The organism is Stenotrophomonas sp. CCNWLW162, from assembly GCF_037203745.1.
Taxonomy (GTDB): Bacteria; Pseudomonadota; Gammaproteobacteria; order Xanthomonadales; family Xanthomonadaceae; genus Stenotrophomonas; species Stenotrophomonas maltophilia_AQ.
In genome coordinates this window covers 14,640-35,619 of record NZ_JBBCBL010000004.1, presented here as the reverse complement: position 1 = coordinate 35,619, position 20,980 = coordinate 14,640, and the positions used below count along the sequence as shown (strand labels likewise).

Sequence of the window (20,980 nt, the reverse complement as noted above, 5' to 3'; positions counted from 1 at the left end):
TGTCTGGTTCGGAAGCCAAGGGGGTCCCCAATGGTTGTCCACCGCCGGCTGGCGCTCTGCGTCGGCCTTGCTTGCTTCGCTCTGGCCTGGGCCAGCAGCGCGGCCCCGCCTGATCGCGAGGCCGCCCTGGCCGAGATCGGCCGCTACCGCGACCAGGCCCGCTGGCTGGATGCGCTGGGAGCGATCGAGCGCGCCAGCCAGCAGCAGCCCAACGACGATCTGTTGTTCAAGCTGCGCGTGCTGACCCTGGGCGATATCGGCAACGCGTGGCGCGCCTGGGAGCTGTACCAGCAGCGCCCGCAGTTGTTCGACGATGCACAGAAGCAGCGACTTGAGGGCGACTACCTGGCCAAGCTGGTGGTCTGGAGCCTGGCCTACAGCAGCAGCGAGGACGCCCGCCTGGAAGAAGCCGAGTCGACCCTGGCGCGCATGCAGCGCTACGTCGGCAGCGAAGGCACCACTGCGGCGCAGGCACCCCTGCGGATCCGGCTGGATCGCCTGATCCTGCTCAACCGGCTGGGCCGCCACGCACAGGTTCGTGAGGAAGCACGCGCACTGCAGGCCGAGGGCCATGCACTGCCCGACTACGTGCTGCCCGCTGTGGGTGATTCACTGATGGGCACCCTGCATCCGCTGGAGGCCATTCCGGTGCTGCAGGCGGCGGTGACCGGCGATCCCACACGCGATGCTTCGCATTCGGAATTGGCCTATGCCTATCTTGAGAGCGAACAGCAGGAAAAGGCCATCGGCCTGCTGCAGGCGTGGCGCGACAAGGAACCGGCCTGGCGCTGGGGCAACGGAAAATCGCCGTATGCGAACTGGTCACGCTACGAGGCCGACCTGAATCTGGCGATGGTGCGTGCCTACAGCGGCGACCTGCCGACCGCCCAGCGCGACCTGGAATCGATGGTCGATATCGCCCCCGGCAACGGTGGCCTGCAGAGTGCGTTGGGCAGCGTGTACATGATGCGCGGCTGGCCACGCATGGCCCTGCAGCGGCAGCAGATGGCGCATGCACTGGACCCGCGCGACATCGAGCCGCGGCTGGGTATGGAAGAGGCCTACGTCGCCCTGCAGCGCGATGACCTGGCGCGGCCACTGCATGACGACCTGCTCGCGCGCTATCCCACCCAGCCTGCCGTCGAACGCATGGACCAGGCCTGGCGTGCACATCGCGGCTGGCAGCTGAAGGCATGGACCGACATCGGCCGCAGCTCCGGCGGTGGCGGCACTTCGCCACTGGGCAACAACGACCGTCACTACGGCATGGAAGTGCAGACGCCGGTGCTCGACGACCGCTGGCGGTTGTTCGCCTTCGCCGACAGGCGCTCGGTCGACTTCCAGGACCAGCGCATCGACCCGCTGTGGCTGGGTGCAGGCGTGCGCTACCGCTTCGGCCGGCTGGATGCGGAGGCCGCGGTAGTGCGTGCCAACGATCACGTCGGCGATACCGGCCTGCGTGCCAGCGTGGGCTGGCAGTTCAACGACTCCTGGCATGCCGGGCTGATGGCTGCGCGCAATGATCCGGAGGCCTCGATGCAGGCGCGCGCGGCCGGCATCACCGCCGACAGCGTGGGCGCGCAGGTGGACTACCGGCGCAGCGAACGCACCCACTGGATGTTCGGCGCCAGCCGCTTCCGCTACGACGATGGCAATCACCGCGAACTGTTCAGCACCAGTGTCGAGCAGCGGCTGCTGACTCGACCACGCTGGCTGATCGATGGCCTGGCCAGTGCCTATACCAGCCGGGGCAGCCGCGACGATGCGCCCTACTTCAATCCGAAGCGCGACCGCATGGTCGAGATCGGCCTGCGCGTCGACCAGCAGCTGTGGCGACACTATGAGCGCCATTTCCGGCACCGGCTGACGGTCTCGCTGGGCGACTACTGGCAGGACGGCTTCGGCAGCGCACTGGTGCCGTCGGTGTCCTACATGCATGAGTGGCAGATCGGCCAGGGCCGCGTGCTCGAGTATGGCGTGCGCTGGTCACGGCCGGTCTATGACGGCCACCGCGAGCGCCATATCGGCTTCGAAGCCGCACTGCGCTGGGGAGACTGACATGACCCACATCCTGCGACTGATCGTGCTCCTGCTGCTGGCCGCCGCGACACCGGCCCCTGCGCAGCAGGCCGTGCATCTCGACGCGGCCGACAACGGCCTGCTGATCCTCAGCTATCACGATATCCGCGACCAGGTCGCGGCCAAGGGCGACGCAGATACCTACGCGGTAAGCACGCAGAACTTCGCTGCCCACCTGGACTGGCTGGGTGCGCATGGCTACCACCCGGTGTCGTTGTCGCAGGTGATCGACGCCTCGCAGGGACGCGCGACACTGCCACCGAAGCCGGTGCTGCTGACCTTCGATGACGGCCTGCGCAGTGTCTACGACAAGGCCTTCCCGCTGCTGCAGGCCTATCGCTATCCGGCGCTGGTGGCGGTGATCACCGACTACGTGGACATGGCGCCGGGTCGTACCATCGACTACGGCTACCGCCCGTTCGGTCGCGAGGACTTCATCACCTGGGCACAGCTGAAGCAGATGCACGACAGCGGCCTGATCGAAGTGGCCAGCCATACCGACGACCTGCACCATGGCGTGATCGCCAACCCTCAGGGCAACTCCACGCCAGCGGTGGTCACCCGTGTCTATACGCCCGCGACCCACAGCTACGAGAGCGAAGCACAGTACGAACAGCGCCTGCGTGCCGACCTCAGCCGCAGCGCACAGCGCATAGAGCAGCATCTGGGGGTCCGCCCGCGCGCCATCGTCTGGCCTTACGCCGCGTACAACCAGCTGAGCAACGATATCGCCGAGCAGCTGGGAATGCCGGTCTCGTTCGATCTGGAAGGCCGCAGCACGCCAGTGGCCAGTGACCTGCACGGGTTGGCGCGCTTCCTGGTCAGCGACAACCCGACCGTGGAGGGACTGGCCTACGAACTGCGCCGCGACGTGGCACTCGATGGCGTCCGCGCCCTGCAGATCGACCTGGATGCCGTCTATGACCGTGACCCTGCCCAGCAGGCGCGCAACCTGGATGCACTGATCGAGCGGGTCAAGCGGATCGCGCCGACCCACGTCTACTTGCAGGCCTTTGCCGACCCTGATGGCAACAACACCGCCGATGCCGTGTACTTCCCCAACCGCCACATGCCGATGCGCGCTGACCTGTTCAGCAGGGTCGCGTGGCAGCTGAAGTCGCGTGCTGGAGTGAAGGTGTACGCCTGGTTGCCGGTGCTCGGTTTCGAACTGCCGGATCCGGCGCAGCGACAGGCACTGGCGATCCGCAGTGGAGATGCCGATGGCATGTACCGGTTGGACTTCACCAACCCCAAAGCACGCCAGATCATGCTGGATATCTACGAGGATCTCGCGGTCAATTCCTACTTCGAAGGGTTGCTGTTCCATGACGATGGCTACCTGCGGGATACCGAGCTGCCCACACTGGCTGCAGGCCACGATGGCAGCGGGCGTACACAGGCATTGATCGACTTCACTCTCGCCCTGCGCGACCGCGCACAGCGCTGGCGGCCGAAGCTCGCAACGGTGCGCAACCTGTACGCCGAACCGGTGCTGCGCCCGCAGAGTGAGGCCTGGTTCGCCCAGCGCCTGGACCTGTTCAACAAGGCCTACGACCAGACTGCACTGATGGCGATGCCGTGGATGGAGGGCAGCAAGCACCCGGAGCGATGGCTGGACCAGCTGCTGGCCGAGGTGCGCAGGCATGACCCGCAGCTGCAGCACACGTTGTTCGAACTGCAGACCGTTGACTGGCGTAGCGGCCAGCCGATTCCAGCTGATCGCCTGCGCGCGCAGATCCGCCAGCTGCAGGCACAGGGCGTGCACCACTTTGCCTGGTACCCCGATGATTTCATCGCTGGCCAGCCCTCCACCCACGATGCCCGTGCGGCCATGTCCGCCGGCAACTTCCCGTATCCGGAGAAGTGACGTGGACATGCATCCGTTGTTGCAGATCCTGTTCCAGTTCGCCTTCTACTATCCGATGGTGATGGCGTTCTTCTGGATGTCCGGTGGGCTTTACTACTACTTCCGGCGCGAACGGCATTCGCCGCCGCGTAATGATCCACCGTTGATGGTTGATCCACCGTTCGCCAGCCTGCTGATTCCCTGCCACAACGAATCGGAGAACCTGGACGACACGCTCGGAGCGGCACTGGCACAGCGCTATCCGGCCGACTACGAGGTGATCGCCATCGACGATGGCAGCAGCGACGACACCGGTGCCCGCCTGGACGCGCTGGCCGCGAAGCACCCGCGGCTGCGCGTGCTGCACCTGGACCGCAATCTGGGCAAGGCCAACGCGCTGCGCATGGGCGCGTTGGCGGCACGTTCGGAGTATCTGGTGTGCATTGACGGCGATGCGATGCTGGAGGAGCACGCGCTGCACTGGATGATCTGGCACCTGGTCAGCGGCAACCGGGTCGGCGCGGTCACCGGCAACCCGCGCATCCGCAACCGCTCCACCCTGCTGGGCCGGCTGCAGGTGGCTGAGTTTTCCTCGATCATCGGCATGATCAAGCGCGCGCAGCGCGTGTACGGACGCATCTTCACCATCTCGGGAGTGATCGCCGGCTTCCGCCGCACTGCCCTGCACCAGGTCGGGTGGTGGTCGGATGACATGGTCACCGAAGACATCGACATCAGCTGGCGGCTGCAGCGCGCGCACTGGGACATCCGCTACGAGCCCAACGCGCTGTGCTTCATCCTGATGCCGGAAACGCTGAAGGGGCTGTGGCGGCAGCGCCTGCGCTGGGCTCAGGGCGGCGTGGAAGTGATGCTGCGCCACGCACGCTCGCTGCTGCACTGGAAGGAACGGCGCATGTGGGGCGTACTGCTGGAATACGTGCTGAGCGTGATCTGGGCCTACACCATGCTGTTCATCGTGGTGTTGTGGGCGTTGGGCAAGTTCATCGAACTGCCCCACCAGCTGTATATCGCCAGCCTGCTGCCCCAGTGGCATGGCGTGATCCTGGCGTTGGTCTGCCTGCTGCAGTTCGCCAGCAGCCTGATCATCGACCGTCGATACGAAACACAGATAGGACGCAACTACTTCTGGGTCATCTGGTACCCGATGGCGTACTGGCTGATCAGCCTTTCCACCACCCTGGTGGCGCTTCCGAAGACCCTGCTGCGCCGTCGCAGCAAGCGTGCCACCTGGACCAGTCCTGACCGGGGTATCCGATGAACACACACCACTCTTCCAACCGCTTCGATTCACGGATGATCCGCAAGCCGCACCGCCAGCCGCGGTTCCAGCGCACTGCCTGGGGGTTCGTCACCCTGGCGTTCTGGGGCTTCTACTTCTACCTGTGGGCTCCTCTGGTCACTCTGGTGTCGTGGCTGGCCGGCGGCCGGCTGGCTTGGCGGCAGCTGTACGAGCGACAGAACCAGTTCGATCCGTATGTGCTGGTGGCGCTGCCGCTGATGCTGCTGTGCGCCAGCGTGCTGCTGATTGGCTGGGCCGAGTACAACCGCGCGCGCTTCCGTGGCCACGAGCGGCGCCTGCCGCGGCCACCGGCCAGTCTCAACGAGGTCGCCGCTGACCTGGGTGCCAGCACCGGCCTGGCCGAACGCCTGCTGGGCTGCAAGGCCGCCACGCTGCACATGGACGATCACGCGCGGCCGATCGGCATCCGCCGGGAAGTGGTGTGAACCTGCGCTTCGCCGGGCATGGCCCGGCGCTACCCGATGTGCGGCGGTAGCGCCGGGCCATGCCCGGCGTCCGTTGCGCTCAGGTGCGGGTCTGCCCTTCGCCACGCACCACGAAACGCTCGACGGTGAGCGCTTCCAGGCCCATCGGGCCGTAGGCATGCAGGCGCGTGGTGGAGATGCCGATCTCGCTGCCGAGGCCGAGCTGGCCGCCATCGGAGAAGCGCGAAGAGGCATTGACCATCACCACCGCAGAGCGCAACGCGTTGACGAAACGCTCGGCGTTGCCCGCGTCCTCGGTGGCGATTACTTCGGTATGGTCGGAACTATAAGCACGGATGTGCGCGATGGCCGCATCGAGGTCGTCGACCACGCGTACCGCCAGCACCAGGTCAAGGAACTCGGCGGCGTAGTCGTCTTCGGTGGCCAACGTGCTGCCCGGCAGCAGCGGCTGCGCCAGCGCATCGGCGCGCAGCTGCACGCCTCGCTCGCCAAGCGCTTGTGCCACGCGCGGCAGGAAGATATCGGCCACGACACGATGCACCAGCAGGGTCTCCAGCGAGTTGCAGGCTGCCGGACGGCTGCACTTGCCGTCCACCAGCAGGTCGATGGCTTTGCCCAGGTCGGCGCTGGCATCCACGAACAGATGGCACACGCCCTTGTAATGCTTGATCACCGGCACCCGCGCATGCTCGGCAACGAAGCGGATCAGGCCTTCACCGCCGCGCGGAATGGCCAGGTCGATCAGCTCATGCAGCTGCAGCAGTTCCAGCATCGCTTCGCGACGCAGGTCGGTCAGCACGGTCACCGCCGCCGGAGGCACGCCATTGGCGGTCAATGCACCAGCCAGTGCCTGGGCGATGGCGGTGTTGGAATGGATCGCTTCGGAGCCGCCACGCAGGACCACGCCGTTGCCGGCCTTCAGGCACAGCGCCGCGGCTTCGGCGGTCACGTTCGGACGTGCTTCGTAGATCATCGCGATCACGCCCAGCGGCACGCGCACCTTCTGCACACGGATGCCGTTCGGGCGCACGTCGTCGCGGGTGACCTGGCCGACCGGATCGGGAAGCGCAGCGACCTCACGCACGGCTTCGGCCATCGCGAACAGGCGTGCCGGGTCCAGCGCCAGGCGGTCGAGCATGGCACTGCCAACGCCCTTGTCGCGCGCGGCGGCGAGGTCACGTGCATTACCGGCCAGGATCAGCCCGGCATTCACTTCCAGCGCCTGTGCCATCGCCAGCAGCAGCGTGCGGCGGGCCGCACTGTCGAGGCCGGCAACGATCTGGGCCGCGTCACGGCAGGCACGCGCCTGCGCTTCGATTTCGCTCATCGGGGTGTCCTTCAAACCGGTCATGGCAGCACCAGATCATCGCGATGGACGACACTGCCACCGTAGTTGTAGCCCAGCACGGCCTCGATGTCGCGCGAATGGCGACCGGCGATCCGGCGCACATCATCGGCGGCGTACTGGCTGACACCGCGGGCGATGCAGACACGGCCCTGCGACGAGGTCCAGCACACCTGCACCATGTCGCCACGGCGGAAGCTGCCTTCTGCACCGGTGATGCCACCGGGCAGCAGCGAAGCGCCTTTCTCACGCATGGCCTGGGCCGCGCCCGCATCGACGATGATCGCGCCCTCGGCCAGCGGCGCATGCCGCAGCCAGTGCTTGCGTGCGGCCTCACGGCTGCGCGCGGCGTGGATGCGAGTGCCGAACAGGCGGTCCTGCGCTAGTGCGCGCACCACGTCACTGCTGCGGCCATTGAACAGATAGGTCTCGATGCCGAGGCGGCCGGCCTTGGCCGCCGCTTCCAGCTTGGTGCGCATTCCACCAGTGCCGGCGCGCGAACCGGCGCCGCCGGCCATCGCCAGCACGGCATCGTCCAACTCGGGCACGTCATGCATCGGTCGTGCGTCGGCCACGGTGCGCGGGTCGGCGCTGTACAGACCATCGATGTCGGTGGCGATGAACAGCGCATCGGCATTCACCAGCGCCGCCACCGTTGCGGCCAGGTTGTCGTTGTCGCCGAGCTTGAGTTCATCCACCGATACCGTGTCGTTCTCGTTGACCACCGGCAACGCGCCCAGCCGCAGCAGCTCGGTGAGCGTGGCGCGCGCATTGAGGTAGCGACGACGGTTGCGCAGGTCGTCGTGGGTCAGCAACACCTGCGCCACCGGGCGTTCGAAGAAGCGCTGCCAGAGCCCGATCAGCTGGGCCTGTCCGAGCGCGGCCAGCGCCTGACGCGCCGCCATCGCCGCACCGGGCTCGTCGGCCCGGGGAAGAATCGCGCGGCCAGCGGCAACCGCGCCCGAGGACACGATCACCACCTCGCGTCCGGCCAGTACGTTGGCGGAGACGAACTGGGCCAGGCCCAGCGCGTGGCGTGGCGACAGGCCACCGCCATCGGCGGCCAGCAGGCTGCTGCCAACCTTCAGCACCGCGCGCCGCCACGGTGGCAGCACCTGTTCCGGGAACGGCGAGGCGACGTGGGTGGCGTGCAGGGTCATCAGGTGCGCCTCAGCGGGTATTCCATTCGTGCACGGTCAGGTCGGAGGCCCGCATCGTCACCAGCGGGTCGGTGGCGACGATGGCCTGCGCCTGCGCCAGGTTCTCCACGTTGCACAGCACATAGGCGCCGCCGCTGCCGTCGGCGAAACCGCCGGTCAGCTGCAGCCTGCCCTGCGCACGCAACGCGTCGAGGAAGTCCAGATGCGGCTGCACCGCTGCGGCGTTGAAGTCGGGCCGGCGCATGGCCAGCACCAGGTACACGGTAGCGGCCATCAGGACAGCGCCTGCCAGCGCGCACGCAGTTCGTCCAGGCGCAGGTCGGCTGCCGAACCCGGCGATACGCGCGCGGCCAGGCTGCCTTCCGGGGTACGTCCCTGCCCTGCACTGTCCGCACCGGCCGCAGCAGCCTTGTAGGCCTCGCGGAACGGCACGCCCGCCACCGCGGCTTCCACCGCAACGTCGGTGGCATACATGCCCGAATCGATCGCCGCGCGCAGCCTGTCATCGCGCCACTCCAGGTTGGCCAGCAGCGCCGGCAGCAGTTCCAGCGCGGCGAGGCCGCGCCCGAAGCCGTGGAAGATGGCGCCCTTGGACGACTGCAGGTCGCGGTGGTAGCCCGACGGCAGCGACAGCAGCTGCTCGATTTCGGTACGGGCAGCGGCGACGCTGGCATGGGTCGCCCGCATCAGCTCGATCACGTCCGGATTGCGCTTGTTGGGCATGATCGAACTGCCGGTGGTGTACTGCGCCGGCAACGCGACGAAACCGAATTCGGCGCTGGTGAACAGCGACAGGTCCCAGGCAATGCGGCGCAGGTCCAGGGTGGCACCGCCCAGCGCTTCCAGTGCAGCCAGTTCGAACTTTCCACGCGACAGCTGCGCGTAGATCGGCGAAATCTGCATGCGCGCAAAGCCGAGCGCGGCGGTGGTGTGCTCGCGATCCAGCGGCAGGTTCACGCCGTAACCGGCGGCGGTGCCAAGCGGATTGGCATCGACCAGTGCATGGGTATCGCGGGCACGCACGGCGTTGTCGATGAAGGCCTCGGCCCAACCGCCCCACCACATGCCGGCCGAGGACACCACGGCGCGCTGGATGTGGGTGTAACCGGGAATCGGCAGGTCCTTTTCCGCGTGTGCACGATCCAGCGCGACTTTGGCCACCTCGGCACTGAGCTGAGCGACGCGCTGCAGCTTCTCCTTCAGCCACAGGCGGGTGGCGACCAGGATCTGGTCGTTGCGGCTGCGTCCGGTGTGGATCTTGCGGCCAGCATCGCCAAGGCGCTCGGTCAACCGTGCCTCGATCGCCGAATGGCCATCTTCATACTGCGTATCCAGCACGAAACGGCCTTCGCGGAAGTCCTGCGCCAGCACGTCGAGCTCGCGCAGCAGGCCAGCCAGCTCATCGGCGCTGAGGATGCCGATGTGCTGCAGGCCCTGTGCGTGCGCGGCGCTGGCCGCGATGTCGTGCAGGAAGAACTCGCGGTCGAGGATGACGTCGTCACCGGCGAGGAAGGTCTGGATCTGGGCGTCGACGGCGACGCCGGGCTTCTGCCAAAGAAGGTCTGCCATGGGGGCTCCGGAAGGCGTGTTCAGTGCGGGATCGACGTCAGTTCGTCGATGCCCAGCGCGAGATTGAGGTTCTGCATGGCCTGGCTGGCCGCACCCTTGAGCAGGTTGTCCAGGGTCGCCACCACCACCACCCGCTTGCCGCCCGGGGCCAGGGTGAAGCCACCGACCTGGGCACCGTGGCGACCAGCGATGCGGCTGACCCACGGTGCCTCATCCACGACCTCGATCAGCGGTTCGCCAGCATAGGCCTGCTGGAAGCGCTCGACGATCTGATCGCGGGTCTGCACGCGGTTCAGCCACAGGTTGGCAGTCAGGGTGATGCCACGGAAATGCGGGGCCACGTGCGGCATGAACTCGACCGCCACGCCCATCTGCACCGACACCTCGCGCTCATGCACATGGTTGGTCAGTGCATATGGCATCAGGTTGTCGGCCAGCAGCTCGACATTGTTCTTGTCCGACGGCGTGGTGCCGGCACCGGAGTAACCGGACACACCGAAACACTGCGGCGGGCCGGCCAGCAGGTCCAGCAGCGGGTGGATAGCCAGCTGCATCGCGGTGGCATAGCAGCCCGGATTGCTGATGTGCTTCTGGCCGTTGTAGCGACCGCGGGTCAGCTCCGGGAGGCCGTAGTACCACGCATTGTCGAAGCGGTAGTCGGCCGACAGATCGACGATGACGGTGTCCGGCTTCGCCGCGTCCAGCGCGGCCACGAACGGTGCGGCCAGGCCGTTGGGCAGGGCCAGGATCACCGCGTCCACCCCCTTGGCGGCCACCGCGTCGGCATCCAGGTTCTCGTACTGCAGTTCGCCCCGGAACTCGGGATGATGGTCAGCCAGGCGCTGGCCCGCGCGTTCGCGCGAGGACACGAACGCCAGCTGCAGCTGCGGGTGCGCAGCCACCAGCTTGATCAGCTCGGCGCCGGTATGGCCACGGGCACCGACAATGCCCAGGGTGAAAGTCGAATCGTTCATGCGTGGCTGTCCAGGCGATACTGCAGATGGCGTTTCACGCCCTGCCATTCCGCATCGATGATGGAGAAGATGACGGTGTCGCGCGGCGTACCATCGGCATGCCGCTTGTGGTTGCGCAGCACGCCATCCTGCTTGGCCCCCAGGCGCGCGATCGCGGTACGCGAGGCAAAGTTGAACCAGCTGGTCTCGAATACCACGCTCAGGCATTCCAGCCGCTCGAACGCATGGCTCAGCAGCATCAGCTTGGTCTCGGTATTGACCCCGGTGCGCTGCGCAGACTCGCCATACCAGGTGTAACCGATGCTCAGGCGCGGCACGTCCGCTTGCAGATCGTAGTAGCGGGTGGTGCCGACAATCTGGTCGTTGGCATCGAACACCACGAACGGCAGCACCTTGCCTTCGGCCTGCGCCTGCAGCGCGGCCTGCACATAGCCGGTCATGGTCTTCGCATCGGGCACCTGGGTGTACCAGAGCCTGGACAGCGCCCCATCGCCGAGCGCGCCGCGCAGGCCATCGATATGCCCCATCTGCAGCGGCTCCAGCCGCGCATGGGTGCCCGCCAGGCTAGGGACCTTGGTCCAATCAGCATGGTTCATCGTGCTCAGCCCTCCAGGCTCGGTGCACGAACGCCGCAATGGTCGACATAGGTCCTGATACGGTCGATGCCATCAGCACCGTACCAGAACACCTTCCAATGGCCCTGCTTGTAGCAGCCATCGGATTCGGCGTAGTAGAAATGGTTGATCGGGTTGCCGTTGCGCGAACGCCAGAACAGCTGCGGCGTCTCCTCGCGCATCACGTTCCAGACCGCGCGACCCAGGCCTTCACCCTGTGCATCATCAAGCACCGCGAACTTGTCCAGGTACACGCCCTCGGCCTCGTCAGTAAGGATCACCGCCGTGCGGTAGTTCTCGCTGACGTAGGCGCGCAGCAGCGTGGTCTTCTGGAAGTAGTCCGGCACAAGGGTACGGCCGAAGCTCGATTCGATCAGCTGCTTCAGGCGCGGCAGGTCCAGCTGCTCCCACGCGGTGGCGCGCAGCACCTTCTCACCCTTGCGCACCAGCGTGCCCGAGCCCTTGTGAGTGAACAGCTCCTTGGCCAGGTCGGCCGGGCGGGTGATCGACACCGACGATTCCAGCGGCAGGCGGTCGAGCAGATCCTTGATCTGTTCGATCTTCACCTTCATGCCACCGTGGATCCACGGCTGCGCGATCAGATGGTCGTACTCGGTGGACAGGTTGATCGAATCGATCACGCTGCCCTGCTCGTCCAGCAGGCCGCCGGTGCCGGTCAGGAAGATGATCTTGTACGGCTGCAGCTCCTGCACCAGCTCGTTGGCAGCGAAATCGGCGTTGACGTTGAGGATCTGCCCGCCGGCGGTCTCACCCAGGCTGGTGATGACCGGAATCGAGCCAGCGCGCAGGCTGGCCTCGATCGGCGCCAGGTTGACCTTCTTCACCTCGCCGACCAGGCCGTAGGTGTCCACGTCCAGATACTCGGCTTCGAACACGCCACCGGTGATCGAGGTCGCACGCGCACCGTTCTGCTGCAGTGCTTCGACCAGACGCAGGTTGGACTGCTGGAACACCCGGCGCACGATCGCCAGCGCTTCCGGCGAGGTCACGCGCAGTCCGTTGACGGTCTGTTTCTCAATGCCGGCTGCGGACAGCTCGGCATCCAGCTGCGGGCCGGCGCCGTGCAGCACGATCGGGGTCAGGCCGACTTCCTGCAGGAACGACAGCGACGAGGTCAGCGCGTCAAGGTCGTCGCGCAGGACGGCACCGCCGACCTTGACCACGGCGAAGCGCTTGGCATCCAGCTGCGAGAAGCGCTTGAGGTACTGGCTGATCTCCTTCGCGCTGGCCATGCTGGAAAGCAGGCGCACGATGGTCTGGCGGGTCTGGCGGTGGGGCTGGAGGGCAGGAGACATTTCGGTTTCGTCACAGGCGGCGGTCGCCGCGTTGCAGTTCCACCGTGCCGGAGCACGGCGGCGTTGTGGGGTCGATCAGGCGCCGGCAGCAATGATGCGGTGCACGGCGTCGGTGTAGCGCTGCAGCTGGTCCAGCGTTACGAACTCATCGGCGGTATGGGCCTGGGCGATGTCACCCGGGCCGAACACCAGCGTGGTGTAGCCACCGGCCGAGAACAGCGAGGCTTCGGTCCAGAAGTCCACCGCGTTGCCGATCGGCAGCTCCAGTGCGTCGGCCACGTCGCGCGCCAACAGGCGGCGGTTCTCGGCTTCGGCGATGTCACCGGCCGGCAGGCTGGGACCACGGAAGGTTTCGGTGAACAGTGCCGCTTCCGGTTCGGCGAAACCGGCAAAGGTCGCCAGCAAGCCATCAATGTCCATCGACGGCAGCGGGCGGAAGCCGAACCGCACTTCGGCGGCCGGGGCAATCATGTTGGCCTTGATCCCGCCCTCGACGCGGCCGATGTTGAAACGCAGGCCGGTGAGGCCGCCGAAGCGCGCCGAGGCCAGCGATTCCACATGGTCCAGCGCACGGTTGCCCCAGCGCATGGCCTGATGCAGTGCGCTGGCGGCCGCATCCTGCTTGCCCGAGGCATGCCCGGCGCGACCGGCGAACTGCATCAGCACCGAGCTGATGCCCCGGTGCGCCAGTACGGCTTCGCTCATGGTCGGCTCGGCCACCAGCACTGCTTCATACGGAATGCCACGGGCCAGAAACGCGGCGATGCAGCGCGGATCGTTGGCTTCCTCGTCGCTGGAGAACAGGAATGCAGCGTCTCCGTCGCTGGCATTGGCCGCGGCCACCAGTGCGGCGGCGGCGCCCTTGATGTCACACACGCCGAGGCCGACCACGCGGTCGTCCAGGCGGCGCATCACGTGCGGGTCGGCACTCCAGTGCGGCGAGTCCGGCACGGTATCCAGGTGCACGTTGAACAGGTACTTCGGCGTACCGCGCACCGCATACAGGCTGACCGCACCGGCGCCATGGTCGATCACCTCGACGTTGAACCCGGGCAGGTTCGCACGCAGGTAATCGAAGATGCCACCGGTGGTGATCGCACGCGGCGGGTTGCGGGTGTCGAAGGACACCAGGGCCTGCAGATGCGAGATCGTCTGTTCAAGCATGAATCAAAGATCCTTCAGTACAACGTGTACCGGCTGGAGGAGAGCCCCCTTGATGCTCAAGGGGGCGCGCCAACGGCGCGGGGATTAGGTGGAATGCGCGGGAGACGCGCATGCAATTCAATCGCTCAGCGATTGACTTGCGCGTACAGCGTCGAGCTCATGCCGAACAGCTTGATGAAACCTTCGGCTTCCTCCACGCCCCAGTCGGCCGACTGCGCATAGGTGGCGCCCTTGGTGTTGAGCAGGTGCGGCGACTTCACCGCTACCGCATCGACGCGGCCACCACGGGTTTCCAGCACCACTTCGCCGTTGACCTTGGCCTGCGAGGACTTCAGGAAGGCTTCGATGTCGGTCTTCAGCGGGTCGTGGTAGAAGCCTTCGTACACCAGCTCCACCCATTTGCGCGCCACGTCCGGCTTGAAGCGGTTCTGCTGCTTGGTCAGCACCGCATCTTCCAGCGCGCGGTGTGCGGCCAGCAGCGAAACCAGGCCCGGGGCCTCGAACACGATGCGGCCCTTCAGGCCGATCACGGTGTCGCCGGTGTACACGCCACGGCCAACGCCGTACGGGGCGAACAGCTTGTTGAGCTGGGCCAGGATCTGGTCACCCGCCATCGCCTTGCCGTTCAGTTCGACGGCTTCGCCCTCGACGAACTTCAGGGTCACGGTCAACGCCTGTTCCGGCCACTCGCTGCGCGGTGCGCACCAGCCACGCGCGCCCTCGCCCGGGGCTTCCCAACGGTCGATCTCGCCGCCGGACATGGTCAGGCCCAGCAGGTTCTCGTTGATGGTGTAGGCCTGCTGCTTGGCGCGCACGCCGAAGCCGCGCTCTTCCAGGTACTTCTGCTCGTAGGCGCGGGTCTGGGTGTGTTCCTTCTGGATCTCGCGGATCGGCGCGATGATCTGGTAGTCACCCAAGGCCTTCACGGCCAGGTCGAAACGGACCTGGTCGTTGCCCATGCCGGTGCAGCCGTGGGCGATGATGTTGGTGCCCAGTTCGGCAGCGCGCTTGAGCGCGGCATCGACGATCAGGTAGCGGTCGGACACCAGCAGCGGGTACTGGCCCTGGTAGCCTTCGCCGGCCCACACGAACGGCTTGACGAAGCCTTCCCAGATGGCCGGGCCACCGTTGACGGTCTGGTGACTGGCCACGCCCAGCTCGGCGGCGCGCTTCTCGATGAAATCGCGCTCTTCATCATCCACGCCGCCGGTATCGGCGAACACGGTGTGCACGTTGTAGCCGCGCTCCTGCAGATACGGCACGCAGAAGCTGGTATCCAGGCCGCCGGAGAAGGCGAGAACGACGTCTTTGTTGCTCATGGGGGTAATGTCCAATCAGGTGGGTAGCGCCGGGCCATGCCCGGCGGATTGTTTCAATGCTTGGGAATCAGCGCCCGGCAACGGCCGCCATGATCGCCTTCTGCACGTGCAGTCGGTTCTCGGCTTCGTTGATGGCGATGCACTGCGGCGAATCCATCACCGCATCGGTGGCCTTGACGTTGCGGCGCAACGGCAGGCAGTGGCTGAACACACCGTTGTTGGTCAGCGCCATCTTCCGCTCGTCCACGATGAAGTGCTTGAACTGGTCGCGGATCGGCTTTTCCGGTTCCCAGTTGCCGAAGAACGGCAGCGCGCCCCAGCTCTTGGCGTAGACCACGTCGGCACCGGCGTAGGCGCTGTCGATGTCATGGCTGATCTTCAGAGAACCGCCGCTCTCGGCCACGTTCTGCTCGGCCCAGCCCATGTAGCGGTCGTCGAGGATGTAGTCGGCGGTCGGGCACAGCAGGGTCACGTCCATGCCCATGCGGGTGGCGATGGTCAGCGCCGAGTTCGCCACCGCGGTGTTCAGCGGCTTGGGGTGGTAGGTCCAGGTCAGCACGTACTTCTTGCCGCGCAGGTCCTGGGTGCCGAAGTGCTCCTGCAGGGCCATCACGTGGGCCAGTTCCTGGCACGGGTGGGTGATGGTCTCCATGTTGATGACCGGCACCGGCGAATACTTTGCGAAGCTGTTGAGGACGATGTCCTGGCGGTCGTAGGCCCAGTCGATGAACTTGGGGAACGCACGCACGGCGATGATGTCGCAGTAACGGCCCAGCACCTTGGCCACTTCGGCGATGTGCTCTTCGGTATCACCGTCCATCACCGTGCCGAGGTTGAACTCGATCGGCCACGCATCCTTGCCCGGCTGCAGCACCACGGCGTGGGCGCCGAGCTGGAACGCGCCCAGTTCGAAGCTGGTGCGGGTGCGCATGGACGGGTTGAAGAACACCAGCGCGATCGACTTGCCCTTGAGCTGGTCGCCGAGCTTGTTGCGCTTGAACAGCGCGGCCTGGGTCAGCAGCGCGTCGAGATCGCTGCGGCTCCAGTCCTGGGTGTTCAGGAAGTGCTTGGGGGACATCATCTTTCCTTGCGTGGCGGCGCCGAAGGTCGACGCGGTGGAAGGGAAACCAGGAACCAAAGGTGGTACGAAAAGGTTGCAGTTGCAGCTTTCATGACGCGGAAACGAAAAAACCCAGCCGGTGGGCTGGGTTTTTTTCGGACGAACAGCAAAAAGCTCCGGTTACCCAGCGAGGATGTGGGGTTCCGGTCGACGCGCACGCGAGGTCATGCCCGACGCCTGTCGGGCTGCGCTGCTGTCGTGCTGGAAGTCGGTGAGCTTCATGGCCGGGCATCTTTGCATGCGGCCGGGACCGGCGCAAGGGGCGTGGGTCGCGGAATCAGGGATTGCTGGCAGTGTTCTGTTCGGGACCGACCCATGGGGTGATCGAGACCCGGACCTTGAGCCGGTTGCCGGGGTCTTCCGGCAGCCGCGAGCGGTACTTGGTGCCCTTGTAGACGTAGTCCACGTCATAGGCGATCGGCCGGCGGAATTCACGCCCGACCGGCACGATGCGGCAGTCACGGGTCAGCATCGGCCCGTTGTTGGCCGGCGCCGGGGCCGGCGCGGGCGTCTCGGCGGCGGTCTCCTCGGCCCCCTCTTCATCGCTGCGCTTGAACATCGAGCGCACCGAGTCCCAGAAGCGGCTGATCCGGCCCTTGTCCTCGACCGGCTCCTCACCGGTGACGTTGACCGGGGCCAGGGTGCGGGTCGAGATCGGCTCGCAATGCTCCTCGGTGCGGGTCGCGCGCAGGGTCTGGAATACCGGCTCGACGTTCAGTACCTGGGCGTAGTCGAACTTCACGTTCTCTACGATCACCACCCGGTTGCGGGGCTCGGCCTCCTGGGCCAGGACCACGGCAGGCAGCGCCGACAGGCAGGCCAGGGTCAGCAACGCGGTGGTTTTCATTGGCGAGGAGTGCAGGGACACGGCAATAGTGTAGGCAGTGGTGACCGCAAGGGGCTGAACATTACCCGTCCGCGCCGCTCCTGCCCACCCCACCATGGGTGGGCTTCAGGTCCACCGGTGGCAGCGCGTCGCCCCAAAGCGCCCCGACACGTTCTAAAATCACAGGCTTGTCCCCCAGACACAGCCCCATGACCCTGCGCCTGCACAACAACCTGACTCGCCAGCTCGAACCGTTCACCCCGCTCGACCCGGCCTGTCCGACCCTGTATGTGTGCGGCCCGACGGTCTACAACTACGTGCACATCGGCAACGCCCGTGGCCCGGTGGTGTTCGGGGTATTGGCCGACCTGCTGCGGCGGCGCTTCGGCAGCCTGCGCTACGCGCGCAACATCACCGACGTGGACGACAAGATCAACAACGCCGCGCGCGAACAGGGGGTGCCGATCAGCACCATCACCGACCGTTTCGCCGCCGCCTACCGTGAAGACATGGCCGCGCTGGGCGTGGCACCGCCGGACATCGAGCCGGAAGTGACCGCGCACATCCCGCAGATCATCACCATGATCGGGCAGCTGATCGCCAGTGGCCACGCTTACCCGGCCGAGGGCCACGTGCTGTTCGCGGTCAGCAGCTTCGAGGGCTATGGCAAGCTCTCGCGCCGCGATCCGGAGGAAATGCTGGCCGGTGCCCGCGTCGATGTTGCCCCGTACAAGCGCGACCCGGGTGATTTCGTGCTGTGGAAGCCGTCCAGCGACGACCTGCCCGGCTGGGAATCGCCGTGGGGCCGTGGCCGTCCGGGCTGGCACATCGAATGCTCGGCAATGGCCGCCGCTCATCTGGGCGAGACCATCGACATCCATGCCGGTGGCGTCGACCTGCAGTTCCCGCACCACGAGAACGAACTGGCGCAGAGCGAATGCGCGCACGGAGGCAGGATCTTCGCCCGCTTCTGGCTGCACAACGGCATGCTCAACTTCGGCGGCGCCAAGATGAGCAAGTCGCTGGGCAACATCGAGCGCGTGCATGACCTGGTACGCCAGCACCCGCCGGAAGCGCTGCGCCTGGCGCTGCTGTCGGCCCATTACCGGCAGCCGCTGGACTGGTCCGACGCGCTGATCGAGCAGTCGGTGCGCACCCTGGACCGCCTGTATGGCACCCTGCGCGAGCTGGCCGCGATCGAGGCGACCACGCTGATCCCGGCTTCGATCGAGGCCACGCTGGACGACGATCTGAACACCCCGCAGGCGCTGGCCGAAGTGGCCCGCATCGCTGCCGACGCGCGTCGCGCAACTGACCCTGCCGAGCAAGCGCGCCTGAAGGGCGAACTGCGCGGCGCCGGCCTGGCGCTGGGCCTGCTGCAGGCCGACCCGGCGCAGTGGTTCGGCACCGCCGCCGGCGATGATGGCGACGACGCCCGCATCCAGGGCCTGATCGACGCGCGCGCCGCCGCCAAGCAGGCGCGCGACTTCGCCCGTTCCGATGCCATCCGCGACCAGCTGGCCACCGAAGGCATCGTGCTGGAAGACACCCCGCAGGGCGTGCGCTGGTCGCGCAAGCGCGGCTGACCTGTGCCCTGCCCCGTGGCCGGTGCGCCGGCCACGCCCCCACTGTAGAGACCGCTGTGACCGACTCCCCGTTCCCGCTTGAACCCACCGCCGCCGAGGCCCAGGCCGCCATCGCCGAGGAATTCGGCTTCTTCGGTGACTGGTCCGAGCGCTACCAGTACCTGATCGACCTCGGCCGCAAGCTGCCGGTGTTTCCGGAAGAATGGAAAACCGAAGAGCACCGCCTGCTCGGCTGCCAGTCGATGGTCTGGATCGTGCCGGAAGGCAACACGCAGTCGCTGCGCTTCCACGCCATCAGTGATTCGGCCATCGTCTCCGGCCTGATCTTCCTGGCACTGCGCGTGTACTCCGGGCGCTCGGCGCAGGAGATCCTCGACACCGAGCCCAGCTACATCCAGGACATCGGCCTGGCCCGCCATCTGTCGCCCACCCGCAGCAACGGCGTGGCGGCGATGCTGGCCTTCATCCGCGAGACCGCGCAGGCCCAGCTGCAGCGCGAGCCCTCGTGAGCGAGCCTGCCACAGCCGAAGACACCGCCCTGGGCCTGCTGTCCCGACCCGGTTTCGCCAGGCTGCTGGCCTACCGCATCTTCGCAATGCTGTCCTACCAGGTGGTCGCGGTCACCGTCGGCTGGCATATCTACGAAGTCACCCGCAATCCATTCTCGCTGGGCCTGATCGGCCTGGCCGAGGTGTTGCCGTTCTTCTGCGTGGCGCCGTTCGCCGGCTACCTGGTCGACCACCTGCCGCGCCGCCGGCTGGGCATGGTCGCCTGTTCCGGGCTGATCGCCACCGCGCTGGTGCTGACCAGCGTGGCGATGGGATGGCTGCCGGTTGACGGTGTGTGGCCGATCTACGCCGCCATTGCGCTGACCGGCATGGTGCGTGCCTTCCTGTCGCCGATCTACAACGCCCTGTTCGCCCGCGTACTGGCCCGTGACCAGTTCGCCCGTGGCGCCGGCCTCGGTGCGGTGGTGTTCCAGGCGGGCATGATCGCCGGCCCGGCACTGGGTGGCGTACTGGTCGGCTTCGCTGGCAAGGGCCTGTCCTATGCGGTGGCCACCGTGTTCGCGGCAGTCGCGATGGGCTGCCTGGCCACGCTGAAGGTGGAAGAGCCCGTGCATTCCGGCCCGGCTGCGCCGATCTTCAAGAGCATCGCCGAAGGTGCACGCTTCGTGGTCGGCAACCGGATCATGGTCGGGGCGATGGCGCTGGACATGTTCTCGGTGCTGCTGGGTGGCGTGGTGGCGATGCTGCCGGCGTTCCTGCACGAGATCCTGCACCACGGTCCGGAAGGCCTTGGCATCCTGCGCGCGATGCCGGCGCTGGGTTCTGTGTGTGTCGGCCTGTGGCTGGCGCGCCACCCGCTGCACCGCAATGCCGGGCGCGTCCTGCTGTTCGCGGTGGCCGGCTTCGGCCTGTGCGTGATCAGCTTCGGGCTGTCGCAGCACTTCTGGCTGTCGGCGCTGATCCTGTTATTCTACGGGGCCTTCGACGGCGTCTCGGTGGTGATCCGATCGACCATCCTCCAGCTGGCCACGCCGGAAGAGATGCGCGGACGGGTGTCGTCGATCAACGGCATTTTCATCAGTTCCTCCAACGAGCTCGGCGCGTTCTATGCCGGCACGATGGCCAAACTGCTGGGGCTGGTACCGGCGGTAGTGCTGGGCGGCTTCGCGGTGCTGAGTGTGGCCGGGATCACGGCGTGGAAGAACCCGACGCTGCGGAAATTGAATCTTCGCGACCTGCAATAAGTGGATTTCCGCGCGCCCACGCGCCCGTAGCGCCGGGCCATGCCCGGCGGGCTCTTTCCGCGACCGCGGTGGGGTGTCGCTTTTCTTTTCGCGCGAAAAGAAAAGTAACCAAAAGAAACGCGCCGCCATCCGCGAGCCGGCGCTGCGCGCCGGTGCCCTGCGCTCCTCGGCGAATCAGGGGACGGCGCGGAACTCGCTTCGCTCAGACACCCGCGCCTCTTCGCCCCTGATTCCCCTGCGGTGCTTGGCTCGCTACAAGGCGGACCCAACAGCCGCGAGCGCACGCATGACCGCTTCTGGTAGAGCCAAGCCATGCTTGGCTGCTTTTGCTTTTGCTTTTGCTTTTGCTTTTGCTCTTCCTTTCCCTCCGGCTTCGGCCAGAGCCGGGCATGGGCTCGGCTTTACAGCAACCGCGCACGCAGGAAACCGTCGAGAGCCTGCGGGTGGGTCCGGGCAGGACCGTCCGCGGCATGGATGCCGCGGCCGAGCTTACAGGGATGTACTTGCAGCGTGTCCTGCCCGGACCCACCCGCAGCCCCCCCCCGATACCCGGAAGGCGCCGT

Annotated in this window: 18 protein-coding genes; 7 read left to right on the top strand and 11 right to left on the bottom strand. The window is 66.6% G+C overall.

Annotated features, from left to right (window positions below; all coding sequences use genetic code 11):
- The first annotated feature begins 30 nt into the window (after positions 1-30).
- From pgaA to pgaD, 4 genes are read left to right on the top strand one after another with little or no spacing between them, the layout of a single operon-like run.
- Positions 31-2,058, top strand: coding sequence for a poly-beta-1,6 N-acetyl-D-glucosamine export porin PgaA (gene pgaA, locus V9K93_RS12315; protein WP_337302638.1), 2,028 nt, complete (start codon positions 31-33; stop codon positions 2,056-2,058).
- Between the two features lies 1 nt (position 2,059).
- Positions 2,060-3,946 carry a poly-beta-1,6-N-acetyl-D-glucosamine N-deacetylase PgaB gene (gene pgaB / locus V9K93_RS12310; RefSeq protein WP_046986140.1) on the top strand — a complete coding sequence of 629 codons (1,887 nt, stop codon included), beginning with the start codon at positions 2,060-2,062 and terminating at the stop codon, positions 3,944-3,946.
- A 7-nt stretch (positions 3,947-3,953) separates the two neighbouring features.
- Positions 3,954-5,204 carry a poly-beta-1,6-N-acetyl-D-glucosamine synthase gene (pgaC, locus tag V9K93_RS12305; RefSeq protein ID WP_202909479.1) on the top strand — a complete coding sequence of 417 codons (1,251 nt, stop codon included), beginning with the start codon at positions 3,954-3,956 and terminating at the stop codon, positions 5,202-5,204.
- Positions 5,201-5,671, top strand: coding sequence for a poly-beta-1,6-N-acetyl-D-glucosamine biosynthesis protein PgaD (gene pgaD, locus V9K93_RS12300; protein ID WP_046986142.1), 471 nt, complete (start codon positions 5,201-5,203; stop codon positions 5,669-5,671). The genes pgaC and pgaD overlap by 4 nt, the downstream gene beginning before the upstream one ends.
- Positions 5,672-5,750: 79 nt before the next feature.
- Here the strand turns inward: pgaD and V9K93_RS12295 are convergent, their stop codons facing one another.
- The 11 genes from V9K93_RS12295 to V9K93_RS12245 form a co-directional block, all read right to left on the bottom strand.
- Entirely contained in the window at positions 5,751-7,022 is a 1,272-nt protein-coding gene (locus V9K93_RS12295) for a glutamate-5-semialdehyde dehydrogenase (protein WP_337302637.1), read from the bottom strand.
- Complete coding sequence (proB, locus tag V9K93_RS12290) at positions 7,019-8,176, bottom strand: glutamate 5-kinase (protein ID WP_046986144.1); 1,158 nt, start codon at positions 8,174-8,176, stop codon at positions 7,019-7,021. The genes V9K93_RS12295 and proB overlap by 4 nt, the downstream gene beginning before the upstream one ends.
- Before the next feature lie 10 nt (positions 8,177-8,186).
- Positions 8,187-8,450 (bottom strand): YciI family protein, encoded by a 264-nt coding sequence (locus V9K93_RS12285; protein WP_046986145.1) that lies wholly within the window; start codon positions 8,448-8,450, stop codon positions 8,187-8,189.
- Entirely contained in the window at positions 8,450-9,745 is a 1,296-nt protein-coding gene (argH, locus tag V9K93_RS12280; protein WP_337302636.1) for an argininosuccinate lyase, read from the bottom strand. Before argH ends, V9K93_RS12285 begins: the two co-directional genes overlap by 1 nt.
- Positions 9,746-9,765: 20 nt before the next feature.
- On the bottom strand, positions 9,766-10,719 hold the full coding sequence (argC, locus tag V9K93_RS12275; RefSeq protein WP_046986147.1) for an N-acetyl-gamma-glutamyl-phosphate reductase: 954 nt from the start codon (positions 10,717-10,719) through the stop codon (positions 9,766-9,768).
- Positions 10,716-11,315 carry a GNAT family N-acetyltransferase gene (locus V9K93_RS12270; protein ID WP_046986148.1) on the bottom strand — a complete coding sequence of 200 codons (600 nt, stop codon included), beginning with the start codon at positions 11,313-11,315 and terminating at the stop codon, positions 10,716-10,718. Before V9K93_RS12270 ends, argC begins: the two co-directional genes overlap by 4 nt.
- Positions 11,316-11,320: 5 nt before the next feature.
- Positions 11,321-12,649 carry an acetylglutamate kinase gene (locus V9K93_RS12265; protein WP_046986149.1) on the bottom strand — a complete coding sequence of 443 codons (1,329 nt, stop codon included), beginning with the start codon at positions 12,647-12,649 and terminating at the stop codon, positions 11,321-11,323.
- Positions 12,650-12,724: 75 nt separating this feature from the next.
- Positions 12,725-13,813, bottom strand: coding sequence for an acetylornithine deacetylase (locus V9K93_RS12260; RefSeq protein ID WP_046986150.1), 1,089 nt, complete (start codon positions 13,811-13,813; stop codon positions 12,725-12,727).
- A 125-nt stretch (positions 13,814-13,938) separates the two neighbouring features.
- Positions 13,939-15,132, bottom strand: coding sequence for an argininosuccinate synthase (locus tag V9K93_RS12255; protein WP_337302635.1), 1,194 nt, complete (start codon positions 15,130-15,132; stop codon positions 13,939-13,941).
- A 67-nt stretch (positions 15,133-15,199) separates the two neighbouring features.
- On the bottom strand, positions 15,200-16,210 hold the full coding sequence (locus V9K93_RS12250; protein ID WP_005410369.1) for an N-acetylornithine carbamoyltransferase: 1,011 nt from the start codon (positions 16,208-16,210) through the stop codon (positions 15,200-15,202).
- A gap of 319 nt (positions 16,211-16,529) precedes the next feature.
- Positions 16,530-17,099: a glycine zipper 2TM domain-containing protein gene (locus V9K93_RS12245; protein WP_046986152.1), complete on the bottom strand. Its 570-nt coding sequence runs from the start codon at positions 17,097-17,099 to the stop codon at positions 16,530-16,532.
- Between the two features lie 188 nt (positions 17,100-17,287).
- Between V9K93_RS12245 and cysS the strand changes: the two genes are divergently transcribed.
- The 3 genes from cysS to V9K93_RS12230 are packed head-to-tail and all read left to right on the top strand — an operon-like array spanning position 17,288 to position 20,417.
- Positions 17,288-18,664: a cysteine--tRNA ligase gene (cysS, locus tag V9K93_RS12240; protein ID WP_337302634.1), complete on the top strand. Its 1,377-nt coding sequence runs from the start codon at positions 17,288-17,290 to the stop codon at positions 18,662-18,664.
- 56 nt (positions 18,665-18,720) lie between these two features.
- Positions 18,721-19,173: a SufE family protein gene (locus V9K93_RS12235; RefSeq protein WP_006378633.1), complete on the top strand. Its 453-nt coding sequence runs from the start codon at positions 18,721-18,723 to the stop codon at positions 19,171-19,173.
- Positions 19,170-20,417 (top strand): MFS transporter, encoded by a 1,248-nt coding sequence (locus V9K93_RS12230; protein WP_046986154.1) that lies wholly within the window; start codon positions 19,170-19,172, stop codon positions 20,415-20,417. Before V9K93_RS12235 ends, V9K93_RS12230 begins: the two co-directional genes overlap by 4 nt.
- The last annotated feature ends 563 nt before the right edge of the window (positions 20,418-20,980 follow it).

Excerpts from the sequence above, each read along its gene's own strand:
- pgaA (WP_337302638.1), top strand. The coding sequence starts at position 31 with ATGGTTGTCCACCGCCGGCTGGCGCTCTGCGTCGGCCTTGCTTGCTTC.
- pgaB (WP_046986140.1), top strand. The coding sequence starts at position 2,060 with ATGACCCACATCCTGCGACTGATCGTGCTCCTGCTGCTGGCCGCCGCG.
- pgaC (WP_202909479.1), top strand. The coding sequence starts at position 3,954 with ATGCATCCGTTGTTGCAGATCCTGTTCCAGTTCGCCTTCTACTATCCG.
- pgaD (WP_046986142.1), top strand. The coding sequence starts at position 5,201 with ATGAACACACACCACTCTTCCAACCGCTTCGATTCACGGATGATCCGC.
- V9K93_RS12295 (WP_337302637.1), bottom strand. The coding sequence starts at position 7,022 with ATGACCGGTTTGAAGGACACCCCGATGAGCGAAATCGAAGCGCAGGCG.
- proB (WP_046986144.1), bottom strand. The coding sequence starts at position 8,176 with ATGACCCTGCACGCCACCCACGTCGCCTCGCCGTTCCCGGAACAGGTG.
- V9K93_RS12285 (WP_046986145.1), bottom strand. The coding sequence starts at position 8,450 with ATGGCCGCTACCGTGTACCTGGTGCTGGCCATGCGCCGGCCCGACTTC.
- argH (WP_337302636.1), bottom strand. The coding sequence starts at position 9,745 with ATGGCAGACCTTCTTTGGCAGAAGCCCGGCGTCGCCGTCGACGCCCAG.
- argC (WP_046986147.1), bottom strand. The coding sequence starts at position 10,719 with ATGAACGATTCGACTTTCACCCTGGGCATTGTCGGTGCCCGTGGCCAT.
- V9K93_RS12270 (WP_046986148.1), bottom strand. The coding sequence starts at position 11,315 with ATGAACCATGCTGATTGGACCAAGGTCCCTAGCCTGGCGGGCACCCAT.
- V9K93_RS12265 (WP_046986149.1), bottom strand. The coding sequence starts at position 12,649 with ATGTCTCCTGCCCTCCAGCCCCACCGCCAGACCCGCCAGACCATCGTG.
- V9K93_RS12260 (WP_046986150.1), bottom strand. The coding sequence starts at position 13,813 with ATGCTTGAACAGACGATCTCGCATCTGCAGGCCCTGGTGTCCTTCGAC.
- V9K93_RS12255 (WP_337302635.1), bottom strand. The coding sequence starts at position 15,132 with ATGAGCAACAAAGACGTCGTTCTCGCCTTCTCCGGCGGCCTGGATACC.
- V9K93_RS12250 (WP_005410369.1), bottom strand. The coding sequence starts at position 16,210 with ATGTCCCCCAAGCACTTCCTGAACACCCAGGACTGGAGCCGCAGCGAT.
- V9K93_RS12245 (WP_046986152.1), bottom strand. The coding sequence starts at position 17,099 with ATGAAAACCACCGCGTTGCTGACCCTGGCCTGCCTGTCGGCGCTGCCT.
- cysS (WP_337302634.1), top strand. The coding sequence starts at position 17,288 with ATGACCCTGCGCCTGCACAACAACCTGACTCGCCAGCTCGAACCGTTC.